The sequence below is a fragment of the Aquabacterium sp. genome, assembly GCF_030652515.1.
In the GTDB taxonomy this organism is placed as follows: Bacteria; Pseudomonadota; Gammaproteobacteria; order Burkholderiales; family Burkholderiaceae_C; genus Aquabacterium.
In genome coordinates, this window is record NZ_JAUSAR010000155.1 from 82,745 (window position 1) to 107,711 (window position 24,967).

19 protein-coding genes are annotated in these 24,967 nt (G+C 64.9%); 12 read left to right on the forward strand and 7 right to left on the reverse strand.

Annotated elements, in window-relative coordinates; translation table 11 throughout:
- Entirely contained in the window at window positions 1-426 is a 426-nt protein-coding gene (locus Q7V20_RS17800) for an MAPEG family protein (RefSeq protein WP_304794285.1), read from the reverse strand.
- Between the two features lie 534 nt (window positions 427-960).
- Here Q7V20_RS17800 and Q7V20_RS17805 point away from each other — a divergent pair.
- Both Q7V20_RS17805 and Q7V20_RS17810 read left to right on the forward strand, forming a co-directional pair.
- Window positions 961-3,498, forward strand: coding sequence for a winged helix-turn-helix domain-containing protein (locus Q7V20_RS17805; protein WP_304794287.1), 2,538 nt, complete (start codon window positions 961-963; stop codon window positions 3,496-3,498).
- Window position 3,499: 1 nt separating this feature from the next.
- The gene (locus Q7V20_RS17810; protein ID WP_304794290.1) at window positions 3,500-6,730 is read left to right on the forward strand and encodes an adenylate/guanylate cyclase domain-containing protein; all 3,231 of its coding nucleotides are present in this window, start codon (window positions 3,500-3,502) and stop codon (window positions 6,728-6,730) included.
- Here the strand turns inward: Q7V20_RS17810 and Q7V20_RS17815 are convergent.
- Window positions 6,720-7,937, reverse strand: a complete 1,218-nt coding sequence (locus tag Q7V20_RS17815) for an NAD(P)/FAD-dependent oxidoreductase (protein ID WP_304794293.1) — start codon at window positions 7,935-7,937, stop codon at window positions 6,720-6,722. The genes Q7V20_RS17810 and Q7V20_RS17815 overlap by 11 nt on opposite strands.
- An 18-nt stretch (window positions 7,938-7,955) precedes the next feature.
- A complete protein-coding gene (locus Q7V20_RS17820) occupies window positions 7,956-9,746 on the reverse strand; it encodes a thiamine pyrophosphate-binding protein (protein ID WP_304794296.1) in 1,791 nt (596 codons plus the stop codon).
- A gap of 100 nt (window positions 9,747-9,846) precedes the next feature.
- On the opposite strand from Q7V20_RS17820, the gene Q7V20_RS17825 reads away from it, so the two are divergent.
- Together Q7V20_RS17825 and Q7V20_RS17830 are read left to right on the forward strand one after the other, a co-directional pair.
- The gene (locus Q7V20_RS17825; protein WP_304794299.1) at window positions 9,847-11,451 is read left to right on the forward strand and encodes an FAD-dependent oxidoreductase; all 1,605 of its coding nucleotides are present in this window, start codon (window positions 9,847-9,849) and stop codon (window positions 11,449-11,451) included.
- A gap of 80 nt (window positions 11,452-11,531) precedes the next feature.
- Window positions 11,532-12,155 (forward strand): OmpW family protein, encoded by a 624-nt coding sequence (locus Q7V20_RS17830; protein WP_304794302.1) that lies wholly within the window; start codon window positions 11,532-11,534, stop codon window positions 12,153-12,155.
- A gap of 23 nt (window positions 12,156-12,178) precedes the next feature.
- On the opposite strand, the gene Q7V20_RS17835 is transcribed toward Q7V20_RS17830, so the two are convergent.
- Complete coding sequence (locus tag Q7V20_RS17835) at window positions 12,179-12,910, reverse strand: response regulator (protein WP_304794305.1); 732 nt, start codon at window positions 12,908-12,910, stop codon at window positions 12,179-12,181.
- 106 nt (window positions 12,911-13,016) lie between these two features.
- Between Q7V20_RS17835 and Q7V20_RS17840 the strand changes: the two genes are divergently transcribed.
- Complete coding sequence (locus tag Q7V20_RS17840) at window positions 13,017-15,029, forward strand: PAS domain S-box protein (protein WP_304794308.1); 2,013 nt, start codon at window positions 13,017-13,019, stop codon at window positions 15,027-15,029.
- A 24-nt stretch (window positions 15,030-15,053) separates the two neighbouring features.
- Here Q7V20_RS17840 and Q7V20_RS17845 read toward each other — a convergent pair whose 3' ends face one another.
- Window positions 15,054-16,055 (reverse strand): hypothetical protein, encoded by a 1,002-nt coding sequence (locus tag Q7V20_RS17845; RefSeq protein ID WP_304794311.1) that lies wholly within the window; start codon window positions 16,053-16,055, stop codon window positions 15,054-15,056.
- 246 nt (window positions 16,056-16,301) lie between these two features.
- Between Q7V20_RS17845 and Q7V20_RS17850 the strand changes: the two genes are divergently transcribed.
- Entirely contained in the window at window positions 16,302-16,565 is a 264-nt protein-coding gene (locus Q7V20_RS17850; RefSeq protein ID WP_304794314.1) for a helix-turn-helix transcriptional regulator, read from the forward strand.
- A 26-nt stretch (window positions 16,566-16,591) separates the two neighbouring features.
- Window positions 16,592-17,809, forward strand: coding sequence for a type II toxin-antitoxin system HipA family toxin (locus Q7V20_RS17855; protein WP_304794317.1), 1,218 nt, complete (start codon window positions 16,592-16,594; stop codon window positions 17,807-17,809).
- A 9-nt stretch (window positions 17,810-17,818) separates the two neighbouring features.
- On the opposite strand, the gene Q7V20_RS17860 is transcribed toward Q7V20_RS17855, so the two are convergent.
- Window positions 17,819-18,688, reverse strand: a complete 870-nt coding sequence (locus tag Q7V20_RS17860; RefSeq protein ID WP_304794320.1) for a metal-dependent hydrolase — start codon at window positions 18,686-18,688, stop codon at window positions 17,819-17,821.
- Window positions 18,685-19,734 (reverse strand): AraC family transcriptional regulator, encoded by a 1,050-nt coding sequence (locus Q7V20_RS17865; protein WP_304794322.1) that lies wholly within the window; start codon window positions 19,732-19,734, stop codon window positions 18,685-18,687. The genes Q7V20_RS17860 and Q7V20_RS17865 overlap by 4 nt, the downstream gene beginning before the upstream one ends.
- 119 nt (window positions 19,735-19,853) lie before the next feature.
- On the opposite strand from Q7V20_RS17865, the gene Q7V20_RS17870 reads away from it, so the two are divergent.
- From Q7V20_RS17870 to Q7V20_RS17890, 5 genes are all read left to right on the forward strand, one after another.
- On the forward strand, window positions 19,854-20,753 hold the full coding sequence (locus Q7V20_RS17870; protein WP_304794325.1) for a DapH/DapD/GlmU-related protein: 900 nt from the start codon (window positions 19,854-19,856) through the stop codon (window positions 20,751-20,753).
- 88 nt (window positions 20,754-20,841) lie between these two features.
- Window positions 20,842-21,315 carry a VOC family protein gene (locus tag Q7V20_RS17875; protein WP_304794328.1) on the forward strand — a complete coding sequence of 158 codons (474 nt, stop codon included), beginning with the start codon at window positions 20,842-20,844 and terminating at the stop codon, window positions 21,313-21,315.
- Between the two features lie 62 nt (window positions 21,316-21,377).
- The gene (locus Q7V20_RS17880) at window positions 21,378-22,184 is read left to right on the forward strand and encodes a gamma-glutamyl-gamma-aminobutyrate hydrolase family protein (RefSeq protein ID WP_304794408.1); all 807 of its coding nucleotides are present in this window, start codon (window positions 21,378-21,380) and stop codon (window positions 22,182-22,184) included.
- A 15-nt stretch (window positions 22,185-22,199) separates the two neighbouring features.
- On the forward strand, window positions 22,200-23,567 hold the full coding sequence (locus tag Q7V20_RS17885) for a glutamine synthetase family protein (RefSeq protein WP_304794331.1): 1,368 nt from the start codon (window positions 22,200-22,202) through the stop codon (window positions 23,565-23,567).
- 14 nt (window positions 23,568-23,581) lie between these two features.
- On the forward strand, window positions 23,582-24,967 hold the full coding sequence (locus tag Q7V20_RS17890; RefSeq protein ID WP_304794333.1) for an aspartate aminotransferase family protein: 1,386 nt from the start codon (window positions 23,582-23,584) through the stop codon (window positions 24,965-24,967).

Sequence of the window (24,967 nt, forward strand, 5' to 3'; positions counted from 1 at the left end):
TCAAAGCCACAGCGTCCAGGCCAGTCGGCCCCAGAACCCCGCCAGCACGACATTGCTGATGGCGAACAGCACCAGGCGGTGGATGACGTGGTTGTAGCTCAGGTGCACCACGCTGTGCGCCACGCGCAAAGCCACGTAAACCCAGGCCAGCAAAACCAGCATGTGATCGACGTGGTGCGTGACGTACGCCACCACGCTGCCCGCATAGAACAGCACCGGCAACTCCAGCAGGTTCATGTAGTTGCGGTTGGGGATGCTGACGTGCGGTGGCACCCGGGCCGACTCGCCAAACCGGAAATCACCCGGCCCCACCTCGCCCTTGAAGGCCGCGCGAAAACGGCGGATCGGGATCTGCAGCAACACGAGCATGGTCCAGAACACCAGCACGGTGACGGGTTGAAAGATGTGGATGGGTTCGAAGTTCATGTCCGCGATCCTAATCCAGCGTCTTTTCGCGCTCGGCCGTCTTGAGAGTCAGGTGACAAAAATGACAAAGCCCGCAGATGCGGGCGGTTTTGAGGAAAACCGGCGTCCTGACACGCAGGTCAGGACGGGGTCCGGTCGAATAGAAAAACAGAACTCCCTGTGTGTGTCAGAAACCGGCCTCCCAGCCTGCTTCTGACCTCCCAAGTCCATTTTGATATTCTCAATTCTTAAGTACGAACGACAGCGTTATTTGCATTCACCGCACACACCCCTCGCTCGTCAAATCAAGCTTTCCGTTTTATCGGACACGGTATTTTGGAGAGCTTTGACCATTCCACCTCCATGGAACGCCTCTGCTTTGAAAATACCGCAACTTGGTGTGAAAAGACTCGTTGATGCCTGGTGCGGAAATGCTTGTTTTCTTTAGAATGATTTCATTGTCTGACCTGCCGTCTGGAAAGTCCTTAAAAAACCTGAAGATCTTCTGAAAACGCTTGAAGAAGTGTCCCAGGGCCAGAAACCACAGAGGTAGAGTTGTCACATTGCTATCGCTTTGACCGCTTCGAGCTGCGTGCTGTGGAGCGCGTGCTGTACGTGGACGGCGAGCCCGTCGGCCTGGGCGCGCGCGCGATCGATTTGTTGCTGGCGCTGGTGGAGCGGTCAGGCCGCATGGTGTCCAAGAACGACTTGCTCGACCTGGTCTGGCCAGGGCTGGTGGTTGAAGAAAACAACCTCCAGGTTCAAATTTCCGCTTTGCGCAAAGTGCTGGGGCAGCAGGCCATCTCGACGATTCCCGGTCGGGGCTACCGATTTGCCCTGCCCATGGTGCGCGACGACGATTCCTTGCCCAGCCGCTTCACCCAAGTGGCGCCGCAGAACCCGGACGCGCTCATCCAGCTGCCCGCCGAAAATGTGCTGTCGGTGTTGCCCAGCGTGGCGGGCCGTTTGTGGGGCCGCGATCCCGATCTCGCCGCCTTGCACCGCGAGGCCCACCACCCCCTGATCACCATTGCCGGTCCAGGCGGCATCGGCAAGACGGCGTTTGCCCTGGCGGCTGCGCACGCCTGGTGTCGTGAGCACCGAGATGGTGCGGCGTGGGTGGAGCTGGCGGGCATCACCGACCCCTCCCTGGTGCCCACCGTGGTGGCGCAAGCGGTCGGCCTGCCCTCGGGCGGTGCCGATCCCCTGACCTCGCTGGTGGCGGCCTTGCGGCCTTTGCAATTGCTGCTGGTGATCGACAACGCCGAGCACCTGATCGACGCGGTGGCGCGCATGGCGCAGGCCATCACGGCTGCCGCGCCGGGTGTGCGCCTGGTGGTGACCAGCCAGGTGGCCCTGAAGCTGGACAACGAGCGCTTGTTCAGGTTGAGCGCCTTGTCGGTGCCTGAGCCCGGCACACCGCTGGAGTCGGCCCTGGCCCATGGGGCGATCGCCTTGTTCGCCGACCAGGCCCAGGCGGCCGATCGCCGTTTTGCGTTGACCGAGGCCAACCTGGACGAGGTGATCGCCCTGTGCCGTCGCCTGGACGGCATGGCGCTGGCCATCAAGCTGGCCGCAGCGCGCCTGCCCTTGCTCGGATTGCAAGGCGTGGTGACGCGCCTGGACGAGCGCTTCAAGCTCTTGCGCAGCCAGAACGCCTTGGCGCCACCGCGCCGACAAACGCTGATGGGCACCCTGGAGTGGAGCCACGAGTTGTTGTCGCTTGATGAGCAGACGGTGTTCCGACGCTTGTGTGTTTTCGCCGGTGGCTTCAACCTGCAATTGGCCAGCGCCGTGGCCATGGACGAATCCCTGGACGAATGGGCCGTTATCGAACTGTTGGGCGCCCTGGTGGATCGTTCACTGGTGGCCGCCGATGGCGCCGACGTGCCCCGCTACCGCCTGCTTGAAAGCACGCGCGACTTTGCCAGCCTGAAACTGGACGCCTCGGGCGAGCACTGGCTGATGAAACGTCGGCACGTGTCCACTGTGGCTGCCCTGATGGAGCAGGCTTACGCCGCCTACTGGCGAACGCCCGACGCGGCCTGGCTGGAAACCTACGGCCCCGAGATCGACAATGTGCGGGCGGCGCTGGACTGGGTGATGGCCCACGAGCCCTCCCTGGCGGTGGACATGGTGGGCGCCTCCAGCCCCTTGTTTTTGCTGCTGGGCCTGGCGCCGGAATGCCGTCGGCGTTGCCTGGCTGTGGAGTCACAAGTGCTGGCCATGCCAGCCTGCGCCCCGGTGGCGCGCTACTGGCTGGAACGCAGCCGTTTGAACTGGGGCGTCTCCAACACCCTGATGCACGACTTTGCGCGCCGCGCCGCCGAGCAAAGCCGCGCCTTGCAGGACGACGTGGGCCGCTACCTGGCCTTGCGCTGCATGGCGGGCAGTGGCGTGTTGCCCGCCGCCCAGGCCAAGAACCTGCTGGAAGAGATGATCGGGCTGGAAAAACCGGCTTGGCCGCCCCGCCTGCGTTTGCAGCGCCAACTGGCCACGGTCAGCGTGTTGCGTTCGGGCAAGCAACTGGAACAGGCCCGGCGCGTGTGCGAGACCTTGCTGTCGCACTCGCAGGCCAATGGCCTGGACGCCGTGGTCTCGGCTGCCCTGGCCGACCTGGCCGCGCTCAGCCTGGCCGTGGGTGACCCGGATGCGGCCGTGCAGCATTGCAGCGACATCATCGCGCGTGGCCGGCACCGCCGCGACAACTTCATCCTGCACGCCATGGCGATCAAGGCCACCGCCTTGTTCATGCAGGGCGATGACGAGCAGGCCCGAGGGGCCCTGGTGGACTTTGCCGCCGCTTCGCGCAGCCGCGATTGGGAGTGGTTCGGCCTGTACTCCGGCTTGTTCGCCTTGCTGGCCGCCATCGAAGGGCGCCACGAAACAGCCGCGCGCCTGCTGGGCTATGCCGACCGCGCCCACCAGCAATTGGGCTCGCGCGATGCCCACGCCGGCCAAGCCTGGGAGCGCGCCAGCAGCCTGGTGAACGCGGTGCTGCCATTGGCAACCACCTCGCGCCTGGCTTACGAGGGCGCGCAGATGGCCCCCGAGGCGGTGTGCAATTGGGCCCTGGCCCGCGTGGACGTCTGACGTGCAGGCCTTGTCCGATTGGCTGGCGTCGATTGGCATGGCCCGGGTCGAGCGCGTGCTGCTCGACAACGACATCGATGCTGAAGTCATCACCAGCCTGACCGAGGCCGACCTGGAAAAACTCGGCGTGTCCATGGGCGACCGCAAACGTTTGCTGCAGGCCATCGGCGTGCTGCGGCAGCAGGCGGTGAGGGCCCCGCTCAAACCTGGGCTGGCCAGCCAGGGCGAGCTTCGGCAATTGACCATCATGTTCTGCGACCTGGTCGACTCCACCCAGCTGTGCGAGCGCCTGAGCCCGGAGCAATGGCAGCAGGTGGTGTTGCTGTACCAGCAGACCTCGGCGGCGGTGATCGAGCGTTTTGGCGGCACCATCGCGCAGTACTTGGGCGATGGCCTGCTGGTGTATTTTGGCCACCCGCAGGCGCAAGAAGACGCGCCGGAGCGAGCGGTGCGCACAGGTCTGGCCCTGGTCGAGGCCATCCGCCACTTGCCCAGGCAGCCCCCAGGGCACGACGAACCCTTGCCCTTGCCCTGGGCCGTGCGCATCGGCATCCACACAGGCCTGGTCGTGATGGGTGAAATTGGCGGGGGAGCTCGGCGCGAGCAACTGGCCTTGGGCGACACGCCCAATCTGGCCGCGCGCCTGCAAGCCCTGGCACAACCCAACACCGTGGTGATCAGTGACAGCACGCGCAAGCTGGCTGGCACGGGCCTGCAGTGTGAAGACCTGGGGCGGCCTTTGCTCAAGGGCGTGCGGGAGCCGCGCCAGGTCTGGCGCGTCCAGGCCGTCAACACCGCCACCAGCCGCTTTGACGCGGCCACCAGCGCAGGCTTGACCCCGCTCGTGGGCCGCGCCCATGAACTGGGTTTGCTGGTGGACCGATGGCAGGCCGTGCAGCGCGGGCAGGGCCAGGTGATGGTGCTGTCGGGTGAGCCAGGCATCGGCAAGTCCCGCCTGCTCAAGGAATTGAGGGATCGCCTGGGCAACGCCGGTCTGGGCGCAGTGCGCCTGCAATGCTCGGCCCACCAGATCCACCGTGCTTTCCACCCGAGCATCGACTACTTCGAGCGCGTGCTGAACCTGAGCCGCGACCAGCCCGCCGAGGTCAAGCTGGGCTCGCTGGAGCGCATGGTGATGGGGCAGTTGCACCGCTCAGCGCAGCAGGTGGCCTTGCTGGCCTCGATGCTGTCCATTCCCTGCGAGGACCGCTACGGCCCGTTGGTGGAAAGCCCGCAGCAGCACGAGCGTGACACCATCATGGCGCTGGTCGACGTGGTCGAGGCCGCTGCCCTGCGCGAGTCCACCCTGGTGCTGGCTGAAGACGTGCATTGGGCTGATCCGGCCACCCTCGATTTCCTGGGCTTGCTGATCGAACGTGCCAGGTTCGTGCCTTTGATGCTGGTCATCACCCACCGGCCCGAGTTCCAGTTGTCGCTGGGTGCAGGTGACCAGCATGTCACCACCTTGAAGCTGCCTGGTCTGCACCGTGCGGAGGTGGCCGAGCTGGTGGCGCAGTTGTCGCGCGAAGTGGCCTTGCCCGCGGCCTTGACGCAGCACATCCTGAGCAAAACCGATGGCGTGCCTTTGTTCATCGAAGAGCTGACCAAATCCATCCTTGAGATCCCCTTGAGCGGTGGGCGCGAAGATCACCGCACCGAGGTGCCCGCCACGTTGCGTGACTCGCTGATGGCGCGGCTGGATCGCGTGCCGGCGGCCAAGGCCATCGCGCAGATTGGCTCGGTGTTGGGCCGCGAGTTCAGCCATGAGTTGATCGAGGCTTTGTCCCGCATGTCGCCAGCAGAGTTGGCGGCGGCCCTGGCCGCGCTGACGCAGTCGGGTCTGGCCACGCAGCAGGTCAGCCACCAGGGCACCGTCTACACCTTCAAGCACGCGTTGGTGCAGGATGCGGCCTACGACTCGCTGCTCAAGCCGCAGCGCGAGGCCTTGCACGCGGCCATTGTGCAGGTGGTGGAGTCGCGCTTTCCAGCCCTGCAGCACAGCAAGCCCGAGATGCTGGCGCGCCATGCCAGCGCGGCTGGGCAGCCGCAGCAGGCCATCCCGTATTGGCGCAAGGCCAGTGAGCAGGCCTTGCAGCGCCTGTCCTTGCACGAGGCGGCGGCGCACTTGAATGCGGGCCTGGCTTCGGTGGCCGCGCTGCCGGTGTCATCGGGGCGTGATCAGACCGAGCTGCAACTGCGGGCCTCGCTGGGCACGGTGCACATGCTGGCCAAGGGCTGGGGTGCGCCCGAGGTCGAGCAGGCGTATGCGCGCGCCAATCAGCTGGCCGACGCGGCCGACAAGGTCGAGGAATCGATCTGGCCCTTGTGGGGCGTGTGCGTGTTCCACCTGGTGCGTGGCGAAGTCAACCAGGCCGAGACCATCGGCAAGCGCTTGATGACGGTGGCCCGCCAGGCCAACAGCCGCCATGCCTGGCTGGTGACCAACATGATGCACGCGCAGTTGTGCCTGTACAGCGGCCGGGTGAACGAGGTCGCGGCGCATGCCGACCAGGTGATTCACCGCTACAGCGATCCGCAGGACCGCTCCCTCATCACGCTGTATTCGATGGACCTGAAGTTGGTGGCGCTGGTGCATGGCTCACAGGCGCGCTGGATCGCGGGCGAGGACCATGATGCCGAGGCGCTCTGCCTGGAGCAGGAGCACTTCGCGGCCTCGCTGAACCACCCGCACAGCCTGGCCTGGACCCATGCCTGGGGCGCGATGTCCTACCTGTTCCGTGGCGATGTCGAGGGCTTGCTGGCGCGGCTGGAGCGAGGCTTGGGCCTGGCCGAGCAGCATGGCTTCACTTACGTGACCTCGATCGGCGTGATCGCCCGGGGTTGGGCTTGGGCGCAGCAGGCGGGGCGCCTGCAGGAGGGCATCGAAGAGATGAGGCGCGGCCTGGCGCTGTTCAGGCAGACGGGCGCGGGCATCGTCGTGCCCTTCTTCCAGACTTTGCTGGCGCAGGCCTTGGGGCGCGCCGGGCAGCGCCGCGAAGCGCTGGCTTTGCTGGACGCGTCACAGGCCTTGATCGAGCAGGGCGGTGAGCGCTGGCACGAGGCCGAGCTGCACCGCATTCGGGGCGAGTTGCTGGCGTCGGGGCCTCATCCCGACCTGCCGCAGGCCGAAGCCAGCATTCGCCGGGCCTTGAAGGTGGCTTCGGCGCAAGGGGCCCGCCATTGGGCCCACCGCGCGCAGGCGGACCTGGACCAATTGCTGGTCAGGCGCTGACGGCGGTCTGGGCGGCGGCGATCTTCTGCAGGTTCTCCGGGCTGAAGAAATCAGCCGGTGACACCGTCTGGCCGAAGACGCCGAAGTAGCGGTCGGCCTGGGGCTGGTTGTGCGCCAGGCTGGTGAACAGCTGGATGACCTCGTCGGTGGGCGGGGCCAGGCGGGCCATGTCTTGCGAGAACAGGTGCAAGGGCACCGACACCGCATCACGGCGGGAGGCGTATGCCGCCACGGTCTCGTCCAGATCACCTGGGCCCGACAGGCCTTGGTGAAGCAGCTCGGCCAACAGGTCGGCATCGCGCAGGGCATTGGTGATGCCGGCGGCGGTGATGGGGTCGACGGTCAGGCCGGCATCGCCGACCAGGCTCCAGCCCTGGCCCACCGGTTGGCGGCAGAAAGTGCTCACGCCGGTGCTGATCCAGTCTTCTTCGCGCTTGCCGGCGCGCAGGCGCGCTGCCAGGTCGGGGCTCATGGCTTCCATCTCGGCGAAGAAGTGGGCTTCGGTGTCCTGGCGCGGCACGCGGGGCGAGGTGCCCGGCAGGATGACGCCCGACAGCACCTGGTCGTCGTTGGTCTGCCAGGCGTAAGCCATGCGCTGCGGGCGCGAGATGAACTCCACGCCCTTGAGCGATACGCCGCTGAAGTAGGCGAAGGTGTTGAGCGAGCCGGCTTCCTTGGGGAACTCGTGGTACGCCGTGCTGCCCACGGAGCGGGCCACGCGCGAGTGCCTGCCATCGGCGCCGACGACCCAGCGGGCCTGCTCGGTCATCACGCTGCCATCGGGGTTCTTGGCGGTGATGCCGACCACGCGCTCGCCATCGCGCAGCACGTCGTCCAGTAGCACGCCTTCGCGCAACTCGGCGCCTGCAGCCACGGCAGCATCCAGCAGGATCTGATCGAGCACGATGCGCTTGGGGGCGAAGGCCGCGCCCACCTTGGCATGAGGCGGTGTGCCCTTGAGCACCAGCTCGCCCAGGTCGAGCGAGAACTCGGTGAGGGCGGGACACAGGGAGGCGCGCACGGCATCGAGCACGCCCCACTTTTGCAGCAGGTCGGCGCCCGCGTGCCACACCAGGTGGGTGGACAAACGCATGTCGCTGGGGAAGCGGTCCTGGTCAATGATCAGAACCTTGTGCCCTTGGCGCGCCAGCAGCAAGGCCGTTGCTGCACCGGCGCATCTGGCGCCCACCACAATCACATCATGCATGGTCAAGACTCGATACTGCTAGGTCGTCAACTTGGGCCAGCCGTAAGGCGGGGCGGGCTTCGTGTCGATGTGGACCACGATGACCTGCGGCCGACGGCTGGACTGTGCTGATGCTAGCGCATTTGCCAGGGCCTCGGCCAGAGCGCTTGTACCCTGGTCGGGCCTGATGGCCACCGCTTGCGCGCCCAACCCTTCGGCGAATTTGACGAGGTCGGGCTGGCCCAGCTTGTAATAGTCGTCCCAGGCTGCGGCGGGCGGCAACAGCTGGGCCATGCCCTGGCTGACCATGGCCAGGTCGTTGTCGTTCAGGACCACCCAGATGGCACCCACGCCGTTCTGCGCTGCGGTTGATATCTCAGCCCCGTGCATCATGAAGGCGCCGTCGCCAACGATGGCCAGGCAGGGCTGGTCGGGCGCGGCCAGCTTGGCGCCGATCACGGCGGCCACGGCAAAGCCCATCGGGCCCATGGCCAGGGCACTTTGGTAACGCAGGGGTGGATCGATGACCAGGTTGTTGAGCGACCAGCCCACGCAATTGCCCGCGTCGATGAAGACGTGACCGCCCTGCATGGCCTCGTTGATGACGCGCATCATCGCGGCGGGGTGCACCGGGGCACTGGTGGCATCGCGGCCGGCCGGGTCGGACCACGGCGCGTGAGAGCGTTTGATCTCGGCGATGGATTGCAGCCGTTGTGCCACCCGGTGCGCGTCGGGGTGGGCCCGCAAGGCCTGCTCGCACAACTCGTCCAGGGTGGCGCCGATCTCGGCCACCACGCCTCGGGTGATGGCGAAGTCTCGGCCGATCACGCTGGCGTCCAGGTCGATCTGCACAAAGGTTTTGCGTGGGCTCAGTGTGCGGCTGTACAAGTCGGAGGCCACGACCGAGGTTGCCAGCTCGCCCAGCGTGGAGCCCAGCACCACCAGCGCGTCCAGGTGATCCGGATCGGTGGGGGGCTTCATGTACAGCTGTGTCCAGGCCGAGCCGCACATGCCGTAGTTGCGCAGCGACCAGGCGTGCGTTTCCGGGAAGATGCCTTTGCCGTTGGGGGTGGTCATCACCGGGATGCCGAAGCGTTCGACAAAGTGGGTGAAGGCGGCCAGGCGGTGGGGATCGGCCAGTGCTTCGCGGCAGCCATTGCCCAGAAAAATCAAGGGTCGATCGGCGTGGATCAGCTCGTGCAAGGTGGCGGCCACGGCCTTGGCGTCGGTGCAGGCGGCCACCGCGCGGTAGCTGGAAGGCTTGATGCTGCTGGGGTAGCTGCTCAAGGCCGTGCCGGCCACGTCGTTGGGCAAGCTGATGTGCGCGGCCCGTCTTGGCAAGGAACAGGCATTGCGCAGCGCTTGCTGGAAGAGCGTCTGGAAGTTGCCCTGGTTGGAGATCATGTCGCTGGACTGCACCGAGTTGCGGAAGATGCTGGTGATGTCCAGCTTGGCATCGGCGCCTTCTTGCAGGTAACCCTGGCCGAAGTATTTCTCGGGCACCTCGCCCGTGACGACCAGCACCGATGAATTGCTGGCCTGCGCGTTCATGGCGCCGGTCACGGCATTGGTGGCACCGGGTCCGGAGGTGGTCATCACCACGCCCAAGCCTGCGCCTGCCCGCGCGTAGCCATCGGCCATGTAGGCCGCGCCGGTCTCGTGCCGGCAGATCACGTAGTCGATGTCGTGCTGCTGTTTCAACTCGTTCATCAGCCAGACCAGTGCACCGCCTGGTATGCCGAAGATCCTGGTCACGCCCTCCGCTTTCAAATAGGCCAACAGCAGTTGCGCGACGGTCTGGGTGGCGGGGGTGTCAACGGTGGTTTGCATGGGGCTCCCTCGAATTAGTGGCAAAAGGTGCCTGAAATTACCGCGTTGCACGACCGCGTGGCTGCCAGAATTCCGAGACAAATCACCGGGAGTTCACGCTATGACTCACTCAACAGCTTCGAGCAAGACTGTGTTGGACGTGGCCATCGTGGGAGGCGGCGTGTCCGGCCTCTACAGCGGTTGGCGCTTGTTGACCACGCCCTCACCCGATCAGCCGCAGACGGTGTCCTTGTTCGAAGGCAGTGATCGCGTTGGCGGCCGTCTGCTTTCGGTCACACCGCCGGGCATGCCCGAGGCGCGCATCGAACTGGGTGGCATGCGCTTCACCACCGGGCAGCAGCTGGTGATGTCGCTCGTGCCCTATCTGAAGCTGGCCACCGAGCCCTTCCCGGTGGGGCAGAACCAGAACATGGCCTACCTGCGCGGCCACCGCTTGCGCACCGCCGACCTGAACGATCCCGACAAGATCCCCTATGTGCTGACGCCTGCCGAACGCGATGGCTTGAAAGACGGCTTCACCGCCATGGCCGCCGAGAACTTCCTGCAGAAGGTGATGGGCCAGCCCCACGTGGACCTGAAGACCGTGCCCTGGGAGAAGCTGGCGCGCAGTGGCCAATACGAAGGGCACTACCTGCGCGATCTGCCCATGCGCTATGTGTTCAACCGCTCGGTCAGCCACGAGGCGTTTCAGTTCGCCGAAGACACCAGCGGCTACGACAGCATCTTCTTCACCTGGAACGCGGCCGACGGCTTCCCCTGGAACCTGGCCGACTACGGCGCCACCATCGAGTACAAGCGCCTTGTTCAAGGCTACGAGTCCTTGCCCTTGACCTTGCGCGGCAAGTTCGAAGAGGCGGGTGGGAAGCTGCACCTGAAGCACCGCCTCATTGGCTTCGACCATGTCGAGCAGGAGGATGGCAGCAAGCTGATCGAGATGCACTTCGACCGCGATGGCCACCGAGAGACTGTCTACGCGCGCAAGCTGATACTGGCCATGCCGCGCCGATCACTGGAGCTTCTGGCGCAAAACGGCGCCGTGCTGGGCCCCGAGCAGCACGAGGTGCACCGCCTGATCCAATCCGTCACGCCCATCCCTTTGTTCAAGCTGGCCCTGTGCTACCGCGAACGTTGGTGGGAGAAGCTGGGCATCACGCAAGGCCAGTCGGTCACCGACCTGCCGATCCGCCAGTGCTACTACTGGCCGGTGGGCGATGACACCAAAGCGGGTGCCATCCTCATCTACAACGATGGTCTGGACCTGGACTATTGGTGCGACCTGATTGCCCACCCCGCCAAGTTCCAGAACAAGACCCTGGATGGCGATGTGCCCTGGCCCGAGCAGGAGTGGATGCAACACCCCGCGCCCGAGTTGATGGTGCAGGAAGCCCACCGCCAGTTGCTCGACATCCACGGCATTGAAGATCATCCAGACCTGCAGCCTTACGCGGCGGCCTTCCGGGATTGGGGCGAAGACCCCTTCGGGGGCGGCGCCAACTTCTGGCCGCAGCACGTCGAGAGCTACGAGGTGGCCCGCCAGATCCTCAAGCCTGTGCAGGACGTGCCGGTGTTCATCTGCGGCGAGGCTTATTCGCATGGCCAGGGCTGGGTGGAAGGTGCGTTGGAGACGGCCGAGGCCATGCTGCAGGGACACTTTGGTTTGGGGCGCCCCCCTTATCTGCCGGGTGCACAGCCACCAAAACCTTGATGCATCGCAACATGGCCTTGCGCGGACTGCAGTGAAATCCTGCTTGAGGAATTTGCCCTCGTCATTGCAGGAAAAAGACCATGAGAACCAAGAACGCTCAATGCGCCGCCGTGTTGCTGGCATTGCTCGGCGGTGCCGCCATGCCCTTGGCCGCGCAGGCTGAGGAGTCCCCCTGGCTGGTGCGCGTGCGCGCCGTCAACCTGGAAAGCGACAACGAAGACTCGACGGGCCTGAACCTGTCGATCAACAACAAGGTCATCCCGGAAGTCGACATCTCGTACTTCTTCACGCCGAACATCGCGGCGGAGTTGGTGCTGACCTACCCGCAAAAGCAGACCATTTACTCGGGCGGCGCGGAGATTGGCTCGCTCAAGCACCTGCCGCCCACGCTCACGCTGCAGTACCACTTCGACAAGATGCGCGAGTTCAAGCCTTACCTGGGCATTGGCGTGAACTACACGCGCTTTTCCAGCGTGCATTTCAGCCCCGCCGTGCAGGCCGCGCTGCAACCCAGCGTGAGCAAGAACAGCTTTGGCCTGGCCTTGCAAGCGGGCGTTGACTTTGAGTTCCGCAAGAACTGGTACCTGAACCTGGACGTGAAGAAGGTTCAGATTCGCACCGACATCAAGTCCGCCGGGGCCAAGGTGGGCGAGTTCAAGGTGGATCCCTGGTTGCTGGGCGTGGGCGTGGGCATGCGGTTCTGAGTCAAACCGCTGGGCCGCCTTGCTCAGCCGGGGATGAAGACGTAGCCCACGTTTCGCACCGTCTTGATCACCTCGGGCTTGTCGGGGTTGCGCTCGACCTTGCGGCGCAGGCGCATCACGCGCAGATCAATGGAGCGGTCGAACACATCCCAGCCGCGGTTGTGCGCCTGCTCCATGATCTGGTCGCGGTTGAGCGGCCGGTTGGGGTGCGAGGCGAACAGGGCCAGCAGCTCGAATTCCGAAGCCGTGACGGCGATCTCGACACCGTCGTGGCTGAAGAGCTGTCGCGAATCGAGGTCGAGCGCACATTGACCGAATCGGACCCGCTTGGTGGGCGCCACGGCCGTCACGGCCATTTCAGCTGTGACTTCTGAGCGCAAGCGGCGCACCAGCGCGCGCACGCGGGCCAGCAGCTCGCGCACTTCAAAGGGCTTGGGCAGGTAGTCGTCGGCGCCCAGCTCCAGGCCCACGATGCGGTCCACCGAATCGCCCGCCGTGGTCAGCATCACCAGCCCGATGCCGGGGTGGGTTTCGCGCAGCCAGCGTGCCAGTGACAGGCCGTTCTCGCCCGGCATGTTGATGTCCAGGATGGCCACGTCGGGCACGGCCTGGGCCACCAGTGCGCGGGCCGACAGCGCATCCTCGGCGGTGCGCACGGTGAACTGGTGCCGCTCGAAGTACTCGCTCAAAAGCGAGCGCAGCTCGGGCTCGTCGTCCACCACCATCACCACCGGCTGGGTCTTGTTGCCTGGCACAGGGCCTCCCGCGTTGTTGCCTGGCCGGGATGATATCGCCCATCCATCACAATGCCGCACTGGCCAAAACGGATGGCCCACCTATGCAGCGGGGAGTGCGAGAGGCATGAACAACGAGGAACAAGACGGCGAATTCACCTGGTCGGTCACCGCCGAGCGAGCGGGCAAGACGCCAGCCTTTCCATTGGACCCCACGCTGCTCGGTGCCTTGCTGGACCACAGCACCACGCAGGTCGGTATCTTTGGCCGCGACCATGTCTACCAATATGCCAACCAGGAAATGCTGGACGGCCTGGGCCGCACCTGGGACCAGGTGGTGGGCCAGCACCTGTCCACCGTGATGGGCACGGCGCTGTACGTCAAGCGCTACGCCAGACTGAGCGAGCGCCTGTTCGCGGGCGAAACCCTGCGCTGGAGCGGCTGGCTGGGCGAGCCCGGGCAAGGGTGGCGTTTTCTGAAGGAGGCTCTGGTGCCCTTTGCGCCGGTGGACGGGGTGGTGCAATCGGTGGCCGTGTTCCGGCATGACCTGACCGAACTCAAGCAACGCGAGCTGGAGCTGGCCGACAAGCTGCAGGAGTTGCAGGCCAGCGAGGTCCTCAAGTCCGCCATCGTGGATCACGCCCTGGCCGCGCTGATCTCCACCGATGCCAAAGGCTTGATCGTCGAGTTCAACCCCTCGGCCGAGGCCATGTTCGGCCGCACGCGCGCCGACGTGCTGGGTCGGCCGGTCAGCGAAGTGGTGATGCCCCAGCGCTTTCGAGCGGCCCACGAAGCCGGCATGCAGCGCATGGACAGTGGCGGCGAAGCCCGCATCCTGGGCAAGCGCATGGAGATGCACGCCCTGCGTGCCGATGGCAGCGAGTTCCCGATCGAGATGGTGCTGTGGCGCACCAGCGTGCATGACTCGGTCTTCTACACGGCCTCCATGGTGGACCTGACCGAGCGCCACAACGCCGCCGAGCAGATCGAACGGCAGCGCGAAGCCTTGCGGCAAAGTGAAAAGCTCACCGCCATGGGCAGCCTGCTGGCGGGCGTGGCCCACGAGTTGAACAACCCCCTGGCCATCGTGATGGGCCGCGCCAGCCTGCTGGAAGAGAAGTGCGAGTCGGACGACCTGAAGGCGGATGTGCAGCGCATCCGCGAGGCCGCCGAGCGTTGCGGTCGCATCGTGCGCACCTTCCTCAACATGGCGCGCAGCCGGCCTTCGCAGCGCCACAAGGTGGGTCTCAACGAGATGGTCCACGCGGCCACCGACATGCTGCACTACGGCTACCGCAGCCATGGCATCGAGTTGCAACTGCAGCTGGACCCCGCGCTGCCCGAGGTGCTGGCCGATGGCGACCAGATCGGGCAGGTGATCCTGAACCTGCTGGTCAATGCGCAGCAAGCGCTGGCCAGCATCGCTGGCCCTCGCCGCGTCAGTGTCCAGACGGGTGTCGAGCGCGCGGAAGGCCAGGTCGGCGTGTGGCTGCGCGTGCGCGACAGTGGTCAGGGCGTGTCACCCGAACTGCATGGCCGCGTGTTCGAACCCTTCTTCACCACCAAGCCTGACGGCATGGGCACCGGCATGGGGCTGGCCGTCTCGCGGGCCTTGGCGCGCGAACATGGCGGCGACCTGCTGCTCGAAACGGTGGACGTGGACAGCAGCCTGGACGGCCTGCGCGGCGCCTGCTTCCGCCTGGTCCTGCCCATGAACGCGCAGCCAGCCGAGGACACCATCCCGGCACCCTTGCCGGAGCTGGAAGAGGAGCCCATGCTGGCCCGCATCCTGGTGGTGGACGACGAGCCCGAGCTGACCGCGTTGATGCGCGACATGCTCGAAGGCGCGGGTTATGAAGTGGCCACGGCCGAATCAGGCGCGGTGGCACTGGAGCTGCTGGAGATGGCGCGCTTCGACGCGGTCGTCTCCGACCTGCGCATGCCCGACATGGATGGATCGGCCTTGTGGCGCGAGCTGTCGATTCGGCACCCGAGCCTGGCGCGCCGGATGCTCTTCGTCACCGGCGACACGCTGTCGCTGGATGCGCAGAAGTTCTTGCGCGACTCACGCAGCGACAGCCTGGACAAGCCCTTCTCCAAGGGTGACTTGCTGGCCAAGGTGGCGGCTTTGGTGAGTTGATGGATCGCGGGTGTTCAGGCTTGATCAAGCCAGGTCGCGCTGGTAGAGCAGGGCCACGGCATGCATCTCCATGCCGATGCCCAGCATCACCACGTACTTCGTGGTGATCTCGTTTTGGCACCGGGCAAAGTTGACCGGCACCGACGAGGCCACCATGTCGCCCAACTCCTCGATCGTGTTGAGGTAATGCGCCGGCTGGATGGCCGCGTTCCACGCGTCGAAGACCGCTTTGGACGTCTGGTGCGCCACCAGCGTGATGTCTTGGCCGCTCAGGCCATGCTTGGCCAGCAGGCGGTTCACGATCACGCCGGGCACGTTGAAGCCAAAGGTTTTCACCGCGTTCTCACCTGTCTTGTCGTCCAGCTTCATCAAGGGCTTGGTGAACAGCTCGTGGTGATGACGCACCGGCCGCTGCGCCATGCGCAGGGCGCTGAAATACTGCGTCTGCGTGTCGTTGTCCCAATCGATCAAACGGAAACGCGTGGGGTCGTCGGTCCAGCCGACCACGGCCGCGCCAGCACCGTCAGAGGCCGCCAGCGAGACAGGCTCGTGGTAGTCCATGTGGTGCGTCCAGTTGTTGCCGCAGGCCACCAGGGCGTGGCGCGCGGTGCCGCAACTGACCATGTCGTGCGCCAGCTTCATGCCGTCGATGAAGTTGCTCTCGTCGGTGTTGAGCGAGAAGATGCGGCATTGCCGTGACAGGCCCAGGTCGCGGTGCACGGCGGCCAAGGCATTGGGCGCGTAGTACTCGCTGACGGTGGCGGAGCCTAACAACAGGTCGACCTCGTCCAGCGGCACCTTCGCTTGCGCCAAAGCCGTCTTGCACGAGTCAACCATGATGCCGACCACGTCGTTGGCATGGGCCAGCACGCGCCGGTACTTCAGGCCATTGAACAGGTCGGAGCCGCCGGGCTCATGCGCTTTGAGCCAGTCGAAGATGGGGTCGTCGTTGCCCCGAATGTGGTCTGGGACCTGGTGGCCCTGGCCGAGGATGGCCACGTGCTTGACGGCTGTTTGCTGATCCATGTAGACCTCCCCCTGATGCAGTGGAGTCCGAATGTTCCATCGGATTGGCCTTCAGGGTTTGAGAAACAAGTCGCGATTTCCGCGGCTTTTCAAGTCGGAGGCCAGCCGTGGCGGCATGAATTTTTAGAATGAAAGTATTGTTTTATAGACATAAATCAATTCAATGTATAAAATAATTAACATATGCCACGCCGAGATCCTTTGTCAGAGCCCCTTGAGGTCACCCAGTTCGTGACCGAGGTAGGCATGCGTCTTCGCCTGATGCGCGTGGCACGCGGCCTCAGCCAGGCAGACTTGGCCGAGCGGGCCGACGTGAGCCGCCAGACCTTGATGGCCATCGAAGGCGGGGCTTTGTCCACCCGCTTTGCCGATGTGGCCAGGCTGCTGTGGGTGCTGGATGACGTCGGGCTTCAAACGGCGCTGGCCAGCGCCGCGCAAGATGCCGTGTACCAGGAGGCTGCGCGAACCAGCTTGCCCAGGTCCAAGCGCCGTGGCGCGGGCCCAGCATGATCCGAAGGGCGCCCGTGTTCCGCTGGATGACCCTATCTGCCGGGACGCAGCGAACCGCCATCCGCGTCGGCGAGCTTTGCCAAAAGGCCACGCACTGGGAGTTTGTGTACGACGCAAACTACCTGGCCTTGGGGCCACTTGCGTGGGAGTTGGACCCCACCCGCATCAGGACCAAGCAACGCTCGCCCTACACGGTGGTGGGGGCAGTGCCGCACGGTGTGTTCTGCGACGTGGCCTTGTCCGGTTGGTCGCTCGATGCCTTGCGCAAGCGCCGTCATGAGTTGCCAGGTCTGTTGCCTGGTCAAGGCAAGGACGGTGAACCATGGGGCTGGTGGGAGCGTTTGATTTACGCGCCCGCCGATGGCTTTGGCGCCTTGTTCGTGGGCGAGCCCGACAGCAAGCCACCATTGGGCACGGTGCTGATCGACCAGTTGCTGAAGGTCACCAAGGCCACCTTGATGCCTGGGCACATGCAGACGTCTTCCGGGGCCATGGGCGGAGAGCGGCCCAAGTTGACCGCCTATCGCGACGAGGCTGGTACAGGCGATGCTCCTGTGATCCTGAAGTTCGCCCTGCCGAGTGAACGCGCAGACAGTGTGGTGGCGGAGGCCACAGCCTTGAGCCTGGCGAGCGAGCTTGGCCTTCGTGTGCCCACGCACCATGTGGACTTGATCAATGATGTGCCGGCGTTGTCCATCGCGCGGTTTGACCGAGGGCTCGGAAAGAGCGGGCTGGCCTACCATTGCGTGAGTGCTGCCACTGCCCTGGAGCTGACTCCCGGCACCGACCGTGATGATCGGCGCCGCAGCTATGTACAGTTGCGCTCCAAGCTCAAACAGGCTGGTGATGCGCTGGAGCTTTACCGGCGCATTGTGTTGAACGCGGCGGTGGGCAACAGTGACGACCACCCCTGGAACACCAGCTTGCGCCAAACAGGGCTGGGCTCCTGGGAGCTCTCACCTTTGTACGATGTGATGCCCTTTTTTGCACACCAGCCACCCACGGTGATGGGCATGGCCTTGCGCCGTGGTGGCGAAAGGGCCGCGACCCAGGAGAACCTGGTGGCCGCAGGTTTGGAGATCGCAGGCTTGAAACCCGAGGCTGCTCAAGCGGTCGTGGATGAGATCTTTCGGCATGTCCGTGTGCACTGGCGGCGTGTCTTCAACCAGCATGCCGCGCATCTGCCGACTGCAGTGGCCGACGACTGGGCGCCCGTGTTTGAGCCCAGCGATCAAGCTCCGTGACCGGACGGTTCACTGCCCCGCCGCGTGCAGCGCATTGCCCGCCGCGATCGGATCGCCCGTGCGCTGAAAGGTCTGCAGCCAGGTCCCATAGCTGGGCATCTCCTTCACCTTCCACGGATGAAAGCCCGGCTTGTAGTACGCCAGGTAGTAGCCCAGCGTGGGCATGAACAAGCCGCCTGGCTTGTAGAACCACCAGAGCCCCTTGGCCCACATGCCCACGCGTTGCCAGCGGCTGAAGCCATCGACCTTGAACATGTGGTTCATGATCTTGGACACCGTCAGTGGGAAGCCGAAGCTCACAGTTAGCATGGCCAGGTTGCGCTGCCAGTAACCGGCCTTGGCCACTTGCGTCAGCACGTCAAACGCCACGGCCTTGTGCTCGACTTCTTCGATGGCGTGCCAGGCATACAACGCCCGCACGCGCGCGTCGCTCTTGTCCAGCAGCTCGCGGCGCTCGAAGAAGCTGGTGCACATCATCGAAGTCAAATGCTCCAGCGCCGAGGTCACGGCCAGGCGCTGCAAGGGTGTCGTCAGCTTGAACGCATCAACGAACAGGCGCGTCTCGAGCTGTTCATTGATCGAGTCGATCTCCACGCCCTGTTTTTTCAGGCGCTCGTTGTATTGGCGGTGCACCAGGCTGTGCTGCGCCTCTTGTCGCGTGAAGTCCTTGACCTCCTGCTGCAGTTTGGGGGAGGTGATCTGGTCCTTGAACTCGCGCACGCTGGTGATGAAGAACTTCTCGCCCATCGGGAACAGCGTGGACATGGCGTCAAAAAAGCGCGTCTTGAACGGGTCGTTGTCCATCCAGTATTTGGGGATGTCGCCGTCCAGGCCGAAGTCCAGGTTCTCGCGGGGGACGATGGTGGCGTGTTCGCTCATGGTGTGTCTCCTTGTTCTGCGGTGCCTTGCGATTGGCGAAAGGCGCTGGGGGACAGCCCGGTCCAGCGCCGGAAGGCGCGGGTGAAGCTGTGTCGGTCGGCAAAGCCCAGCTCGTTGCTGAGCGATTCAATGTTGCAGCGCGGGCCCTGCAGGGCCACTTTGGCCAGGGCCAGTCGGCATTGGGCCTGGATCTCGGTGTAGGCCTGGCCCTCATCGCGCAGGCGGCGTTGCAGGGTGCGTGGGTGCAGGTCCAGCCGCTCGGCCATCCGTTCGATGCCCTGGCACAGCAGGGCCGGGTTCTGTTTGAAGTGGTGTTCGATCTGGCTGACCAGGGCCTGGCCACTGACGGGCAGTTGCTGGTTCAGCAAAGCTTGCGCGCGTTGGTGCAAACCGGGGGCGGCGCCAGGCAGGGGCATGTCCAGCAGGCGCGTGGCGAACACGGCGGCGTCGCGGGCCTGCCGGGTACGGATGGGCGCGGGCAGGGCCGAGGTGTGCGACGTGAACAGCGCATCGGGCTGGTGCCGCACTTCGATGTGGTGGATCAGGTCGGTCGGGCCCAGGGCCAGGCGAACGATCTTGCTGATGGCGGCCAGCACCGACTCGACGAAGTAGCCGCGCACGGCGGGGTCGTTGTCGTGCAGGTCGATGTCCAGCAGCAAGGCGGATTGGGCGCCGCTTTCCTCCACCCGCAAAGCCATGTTGGGCATGGTCATGCCGGCCCATTGCAAGGCGGGCAAGGCCTGGCGCAGGGTGGGGCTGGTGGCCAGGAAGGTTTCCAGCGCAGGCAGGTGGTCGAAGGCGAACAGCTCGCCCAGCACCAGAGGGAAGTGGTAATGAGGTGCAGCCTGGTTCACGCACTGTTGCATCAGCCGGGTCAGTGCCTGCCGGCGGATCACCGAGACGTTGTTCGTGCCCAGTTTCACGCCCGCCTCGGCAAAGAGTGGGTCGATGTTGAAGCGACAGTGCATCGCCGCCTTGATCCAGGCATTGGCGGCGACGAAAGGCATGTCGCTGGTGGGGGAGCCCAAGCGGGCGGTGTCAAGCATGCCTGCACTGTAGGCATGCCTTGGTGTCGCGACCAGTCCCCTGGGCGACACAAAGGGGGCCGTTTGCGACAAGTTGGGGCCTTATTCTTGGGTGTTTGAACGCAACAAGGGGCGTGAACATGAAATTGCAGCGCATCGGCCACCGATATCTTGACCAAGCTTCCGGCCAAACCATCGACACCTGGTTCGCGGCCTCGAACGCCAAAAAGAGGCGTAGCTGCCTGGCCGAGAAAGTCGGCCTGATCCGGGGCGAGTTCGTGGAGGTCGTCATCGAATCGCTCGACCTGCCGCCCGTTTCCACCGAGGACGCCTACCTGCGGCTGCACTTGCTGTCGGAGCGGGCGGTGTTGCCCAATGGCCTCAACCTGGAGGGCTTGTTCGGCTGGCTGCCCGTCGTCGCCTGGACGTCGGCGGGGCCCGTGTTCCCGGCCCAGGTCGAGGCGCTGCGCGACCTGCTGGCCGCGGAGTTTCACCACCTCACCGTGCCGTCCATCGACCGCTTTCCCCGCATGACGGATTACGTGGTGCCCAGCGGCGTGCGCATCGCCGACGCCGACCGCGTGCGCCTGGGCGCGCACCTGGCCGAGGGCACCACCGTCATGCACGAAGGCTTTGTCAACTTCAACGCCGGCACCCTGGGCGAGTCGATGGTGGAGGGGCGGGTCACCCCAGGCGTCATCGTGGGCAAGCACTCGGACATCGGGGCGGGTGCCTCGATCATGGGCACGCTGTCAGGCGGCGGCAAGCAAAAGAACGCGGTGGGGGAGCGCAGTTTGCTGGGCGCCAATGCGGGGATCGGCATTTCCCTGGGCGACGAGTGCATCGTGGAAGCAGGGTTGTATGTCACGGCGGGGACCAAGGTGAAGTTGCCCGATGGCCAGGTGGTGTCGGCGCGGGCCTTGTCCGGCCAGTCCGGGCTCTTGTTCCGCCGCAACAGCCAGACCGGGGCGGTGGAGGTGCTGCCGACCGATTCGGGCCGGTGGGGCGGCCTCAATGCGGCTTTGCACGTCAACACTTGAAACTCGGGCCCAGGTCTTGTCGAATCCCTGCCGCAACGTTCGTCGTGTCGATGTTCCCCATCACCACATTGCAACCAGGAGAGAGACCATGACCTCAACATCCACCGTCAAGCCCATTCCCGATGGCATGCATTCGCTGACGCCGCACCTCGTGTGCGCTGGCGCCGCCGAGGCCATTGAGTTCTACAAAAAGGCCTTCAACGCCACGGAAATGGCCCGCCTGCCCGGGCCTGACGGCAAACTGATGCACGCGGCGGTGCGCATCGGCGATTCGGTGCTCATGCTGGTCGACGAGTTCCCGCAATGGGGCACGCTCGGACCCCTGGCCTTGAAAGGGTCACCGGTCGTCCTGCACCTGTACGTGGAGGATGTTGATGCCCAGGTGAAGCAGGCCGTGGCCGCGGGTGCCAAGCTCACCATGCCGGTGACCGACATGTTCTGGGGTGACCGATACGGGCAGGTGGAAGACCCGTTCGGCCACAAGTGGTCGGTGGCCACCCACACCCGTGATCTGACGCCTGAGGAGATCAAGGCGGGGATGGCGCAGCAGCAATCCTGCTGATTCGGTTGGCGTGCATTGACCGTCCGCCAGCTTTGGCACACGGCTTGCACTATTCTTGGTTCATGTGCGCCGACCCTGTTTCATCCGCCCCGATTGTCCTGGTTCCTGCCTGCCATAAGCCCGTTGGGGGCCACGCCTGCTACACCGTTGGCCAGAAATACATCGATGCCGTGCGCCTGGCCGGTGGTGTGCCCCTGGTCGTGCCCGGCGCCACAGAGGCTGAACTCGACGCCCTGCTGGCCATCGCCGACGGCATCCTGCTGACCGGCTCGCCCTCCAACGTCCACCCCAGCCACTTTGGCGAAGACGTGCACGACCCCTCCCTGCCGCTCGACCCCGAGCGTGACGCCTGGACCTTGCCCATCGTGCGCCGTGCCGTGGCCATGGGCTTGCCCTTGCTGGGCATTTGCCGGGGCTTCCAGGAAGTGAACGTCGCCCTGGGCGGCTCATTGCACCAGGCCGTGCACGAACAACCCGGCTTGAGCGACCACCGCAGCGACGAAACCCTGCCGCTGGACGAGGAATACGGTTTTGCCCATGCCGCGCAACTGGTGCCCGGCGGCGTCCTGGCCCAAACCCTGAAGGGGCTGCCTCAAGACATCGTCAGCGAACAAGGCGAATTCCAGGTCAACAGCCTGCATGGGCAAGGCGTGAACCGCCTGGCGCCCAGGCTCCGCGTCGAAGCCCGCGCGCCCGATGGGGTGGTCGAGGCGGTCAGCATCGCCGACCCCATCCACCCCGGCGCCTTCAGCCTGTGCCTGCAATGGCACCCCGAATGGAAGGCCGAAGGCAACTCGGTCTCGCTGCGCATCTTCAAAGCCTTTGGCCAAGCCTGCCAGGCGTGGCATGCTGGCAAGCAGAAATCATGACCATGAAGGGACGCAATGCAATCCAAGGTACCCAGCAGTTTCAGCGAGCTGGAGCAATGGCTCAACCAGCGGCACGTCACTGAGATCGAGTGCCTGGTGCCCGACCTGACGGGCGTGGCGCGCGGCAAGATCCTGCCGCGCGAAAAGTTCACCGAAGACCGGGGCATGCGCCTGCCCGAGGCCATCGTCGCCATCGGCGTGACCGGCGAGTTCCCGTCCGAGGGACCTTACTACGACGTCATCACCCCCACCGACCGGGACATGCACCTGCAGCCCGACCCCAGCACCGTGCGCATCGTGCCCTGGGCCACCGACCCCACCGCGCAAGTCATCCACGATTGCTTTGACCGCGATGGTGTGCTGATTCCCTACGCGCCGCGCTCGGTGCTCAAGCGCGTGTGCCAGCTGTTCGACGACGAAGGCTGGTCGCCCGTGGTGGCGCCGGAGCTTGAGTTCTATTTGATCGAACGCAGCATCGACCCCAACCAGCCCTTGCGTCCGCCCCGTGGCCGCAGTGGCCGCGCCGAGACCTCGCGTCAGGCTTACTCCATCGACGCCGTCAACGAGTTCGACCCGCTGTTCGAAGACATCTACGACTACTGCAAGAAGATGGAGCTGAACGTGGACACCCTGATCCACGAAGTGGGTGCCGGGCAGATGGAGATCAACTTCTTCCATGACCACCCGTTGGGCCTGGCCGACGAGGTGTTTTTCTTCAAGCGCACCATCCGCGAGGCTGCGCTGCGCCACGAGATGTACGCCACCTTCATGGCCAAGCCGATGGCCAATGAGCCGGGCAGCTCCATGCACGTGCACCAGAGCGTGGTCAGCAAAGAGACGGGTCGCAACATCTTCAGCAACGAAGACGGCACGCCCTCCAAAGAGTTCTACTGGTACATCGGTGGCCTGCAGCGTTACGTGCCGGCGGCCATGGGCCTGTTCGCGCCCTACGTCAACTCCTACCGCCGTCTGGCCCGCGCCACGGCCGCGCCCATCAACACGCAGTGGGGCGTCGACAACCGCACGGTGGGCTTTCGCGCGCCCTTGGCCACGCCCGCCGCGCGCCGCATCGAGAACCGCGTGATCGGCTCGGACGCCAATCCCTACGTGGCCTTGGCCGCCACCCTGGCCTGCGGCTACCTGGGCATCAAGAACAAGATCGAGCCTTCGGCGGAATGCCGGGGCGATGCCTACCTGGGCGACTTCCAGCTGCCCCGCAGTCTGGGCGAGGCGCTGGGCCTGCTGCGCGAGCAATCGGACCTGCACGATGTGCTGGGCAAGTCCTTCATCACGGTCTACACCGAGATCAAGGAAGTGGAGTACACCGAGTTCATGAAGGTGATCTCACCCTGGGAGCGCGAGCACCTGCTGCTTCACGTCTGAAACAAGAGACCACCATGCCCCATACCCGCACCACAGCCGAGTGGCAGGCCGCCGATGCCGCCCACTTCCTGCACCCCTTCACCGACTTCAAGGCCCTGGCGGCCAAGGGCTCGCGCATCATCACCAAGGCCGAGGGCATCTACCTGTGGGACAGCGAGGGCCACAAGATCTTCGACGCGATGAGTGGCCTGTGGTGCGTGAACGTGGGCTACGGTCAGCGCACCTTGATTGACGCGGCCACGCGTCAGCTGGAAACACTCCCTTTCTACAACGCCTTCTTCCAGACCGCCACGCCACCGGCCATCGCGCTGGCCGAAAAGATCGCCAGCCTCAGCCCGCCAGGCTTCGAGCATGTGTTCTTCACCGGCTCGGGGTCGGAGGGCAACGACACCATCGTGCGCATGGTGCGCCGCTACTGGGATCTGCTGGGCCAGCCTGAGCGCAGCGTCATCATCAGCCGCCAGAACGCGTACCACGGCTCGACCATGGCGGGTGCTTCATTGGGTGGCATGGTCGACATGCACACGCAAGGCGGCTTGCCCATCCCGGGCATCGTGCACATCGATCAGCCCTACATGGTCGAGCACGCCAAGCCCGGTGAAAGCCGCGACGACTTCGGCCTGCGGGCGGCCTCGTGGCTGGAGGCCAAGATACTGGAGGTTGGCGCCGACAAGGTTGCGGCCTTCATTGGCGAACCCATCCAGGGCGCGGGCGGCGTCATCATCCCGCCCGACACCTACTGGCCCGAGATCCAGCGCATCTGCGACAAGCACGGCATCCTGCTGGTGTCCGACGAGGTGATTTGCGGTTTTGGCCGCACCGGCGAATGGTTTGGTTGTGAACGCCTTGGCTACAAGCCTGACCTGATCACCTTCGCCAAAGGCATCACCTCCGGCTACATCCCGCTGGGCGGCGTGCTGGTGGGCGAGCGCGTGGCCCGCGTGCTGATCGACCAGGGCGGCGACTTCAACCACGGCTACACCTACAGTGGCCACCCCGTGGCCTGCGCCGTGGCTTTGGCAAATTTGCAACTGATCGAAGACTTACAACTCGTTGAGCGGGTGCGGGATGAAACCGGGCCCTATCTTGCGAAACAATACGCGGCGTTGGCAGACCACCCTCTGGTGGGTGAGGCCGAGACCTTCGGTTTGATGGCGGCCATCCGCCTGGTCAAAACCAAGGCCTCTGGCACGCAAGCTGCTGTGCCTTTCGGGCCCGAAGTGAGTGCGGGCATGGTGTGCCGGGGGCATTGCTTTGCCAACGGTTTGATCATGCGCGCCGTGGGTGATCGCATGATCATCGCGCCCCCACTGGTGCTGACGTGTGAACAGATTGACGAGATGATGGTTTTGATCCGGCGCTGCCTGGACCTGACCTGGACCGACTTAAAGGGAGAGTGA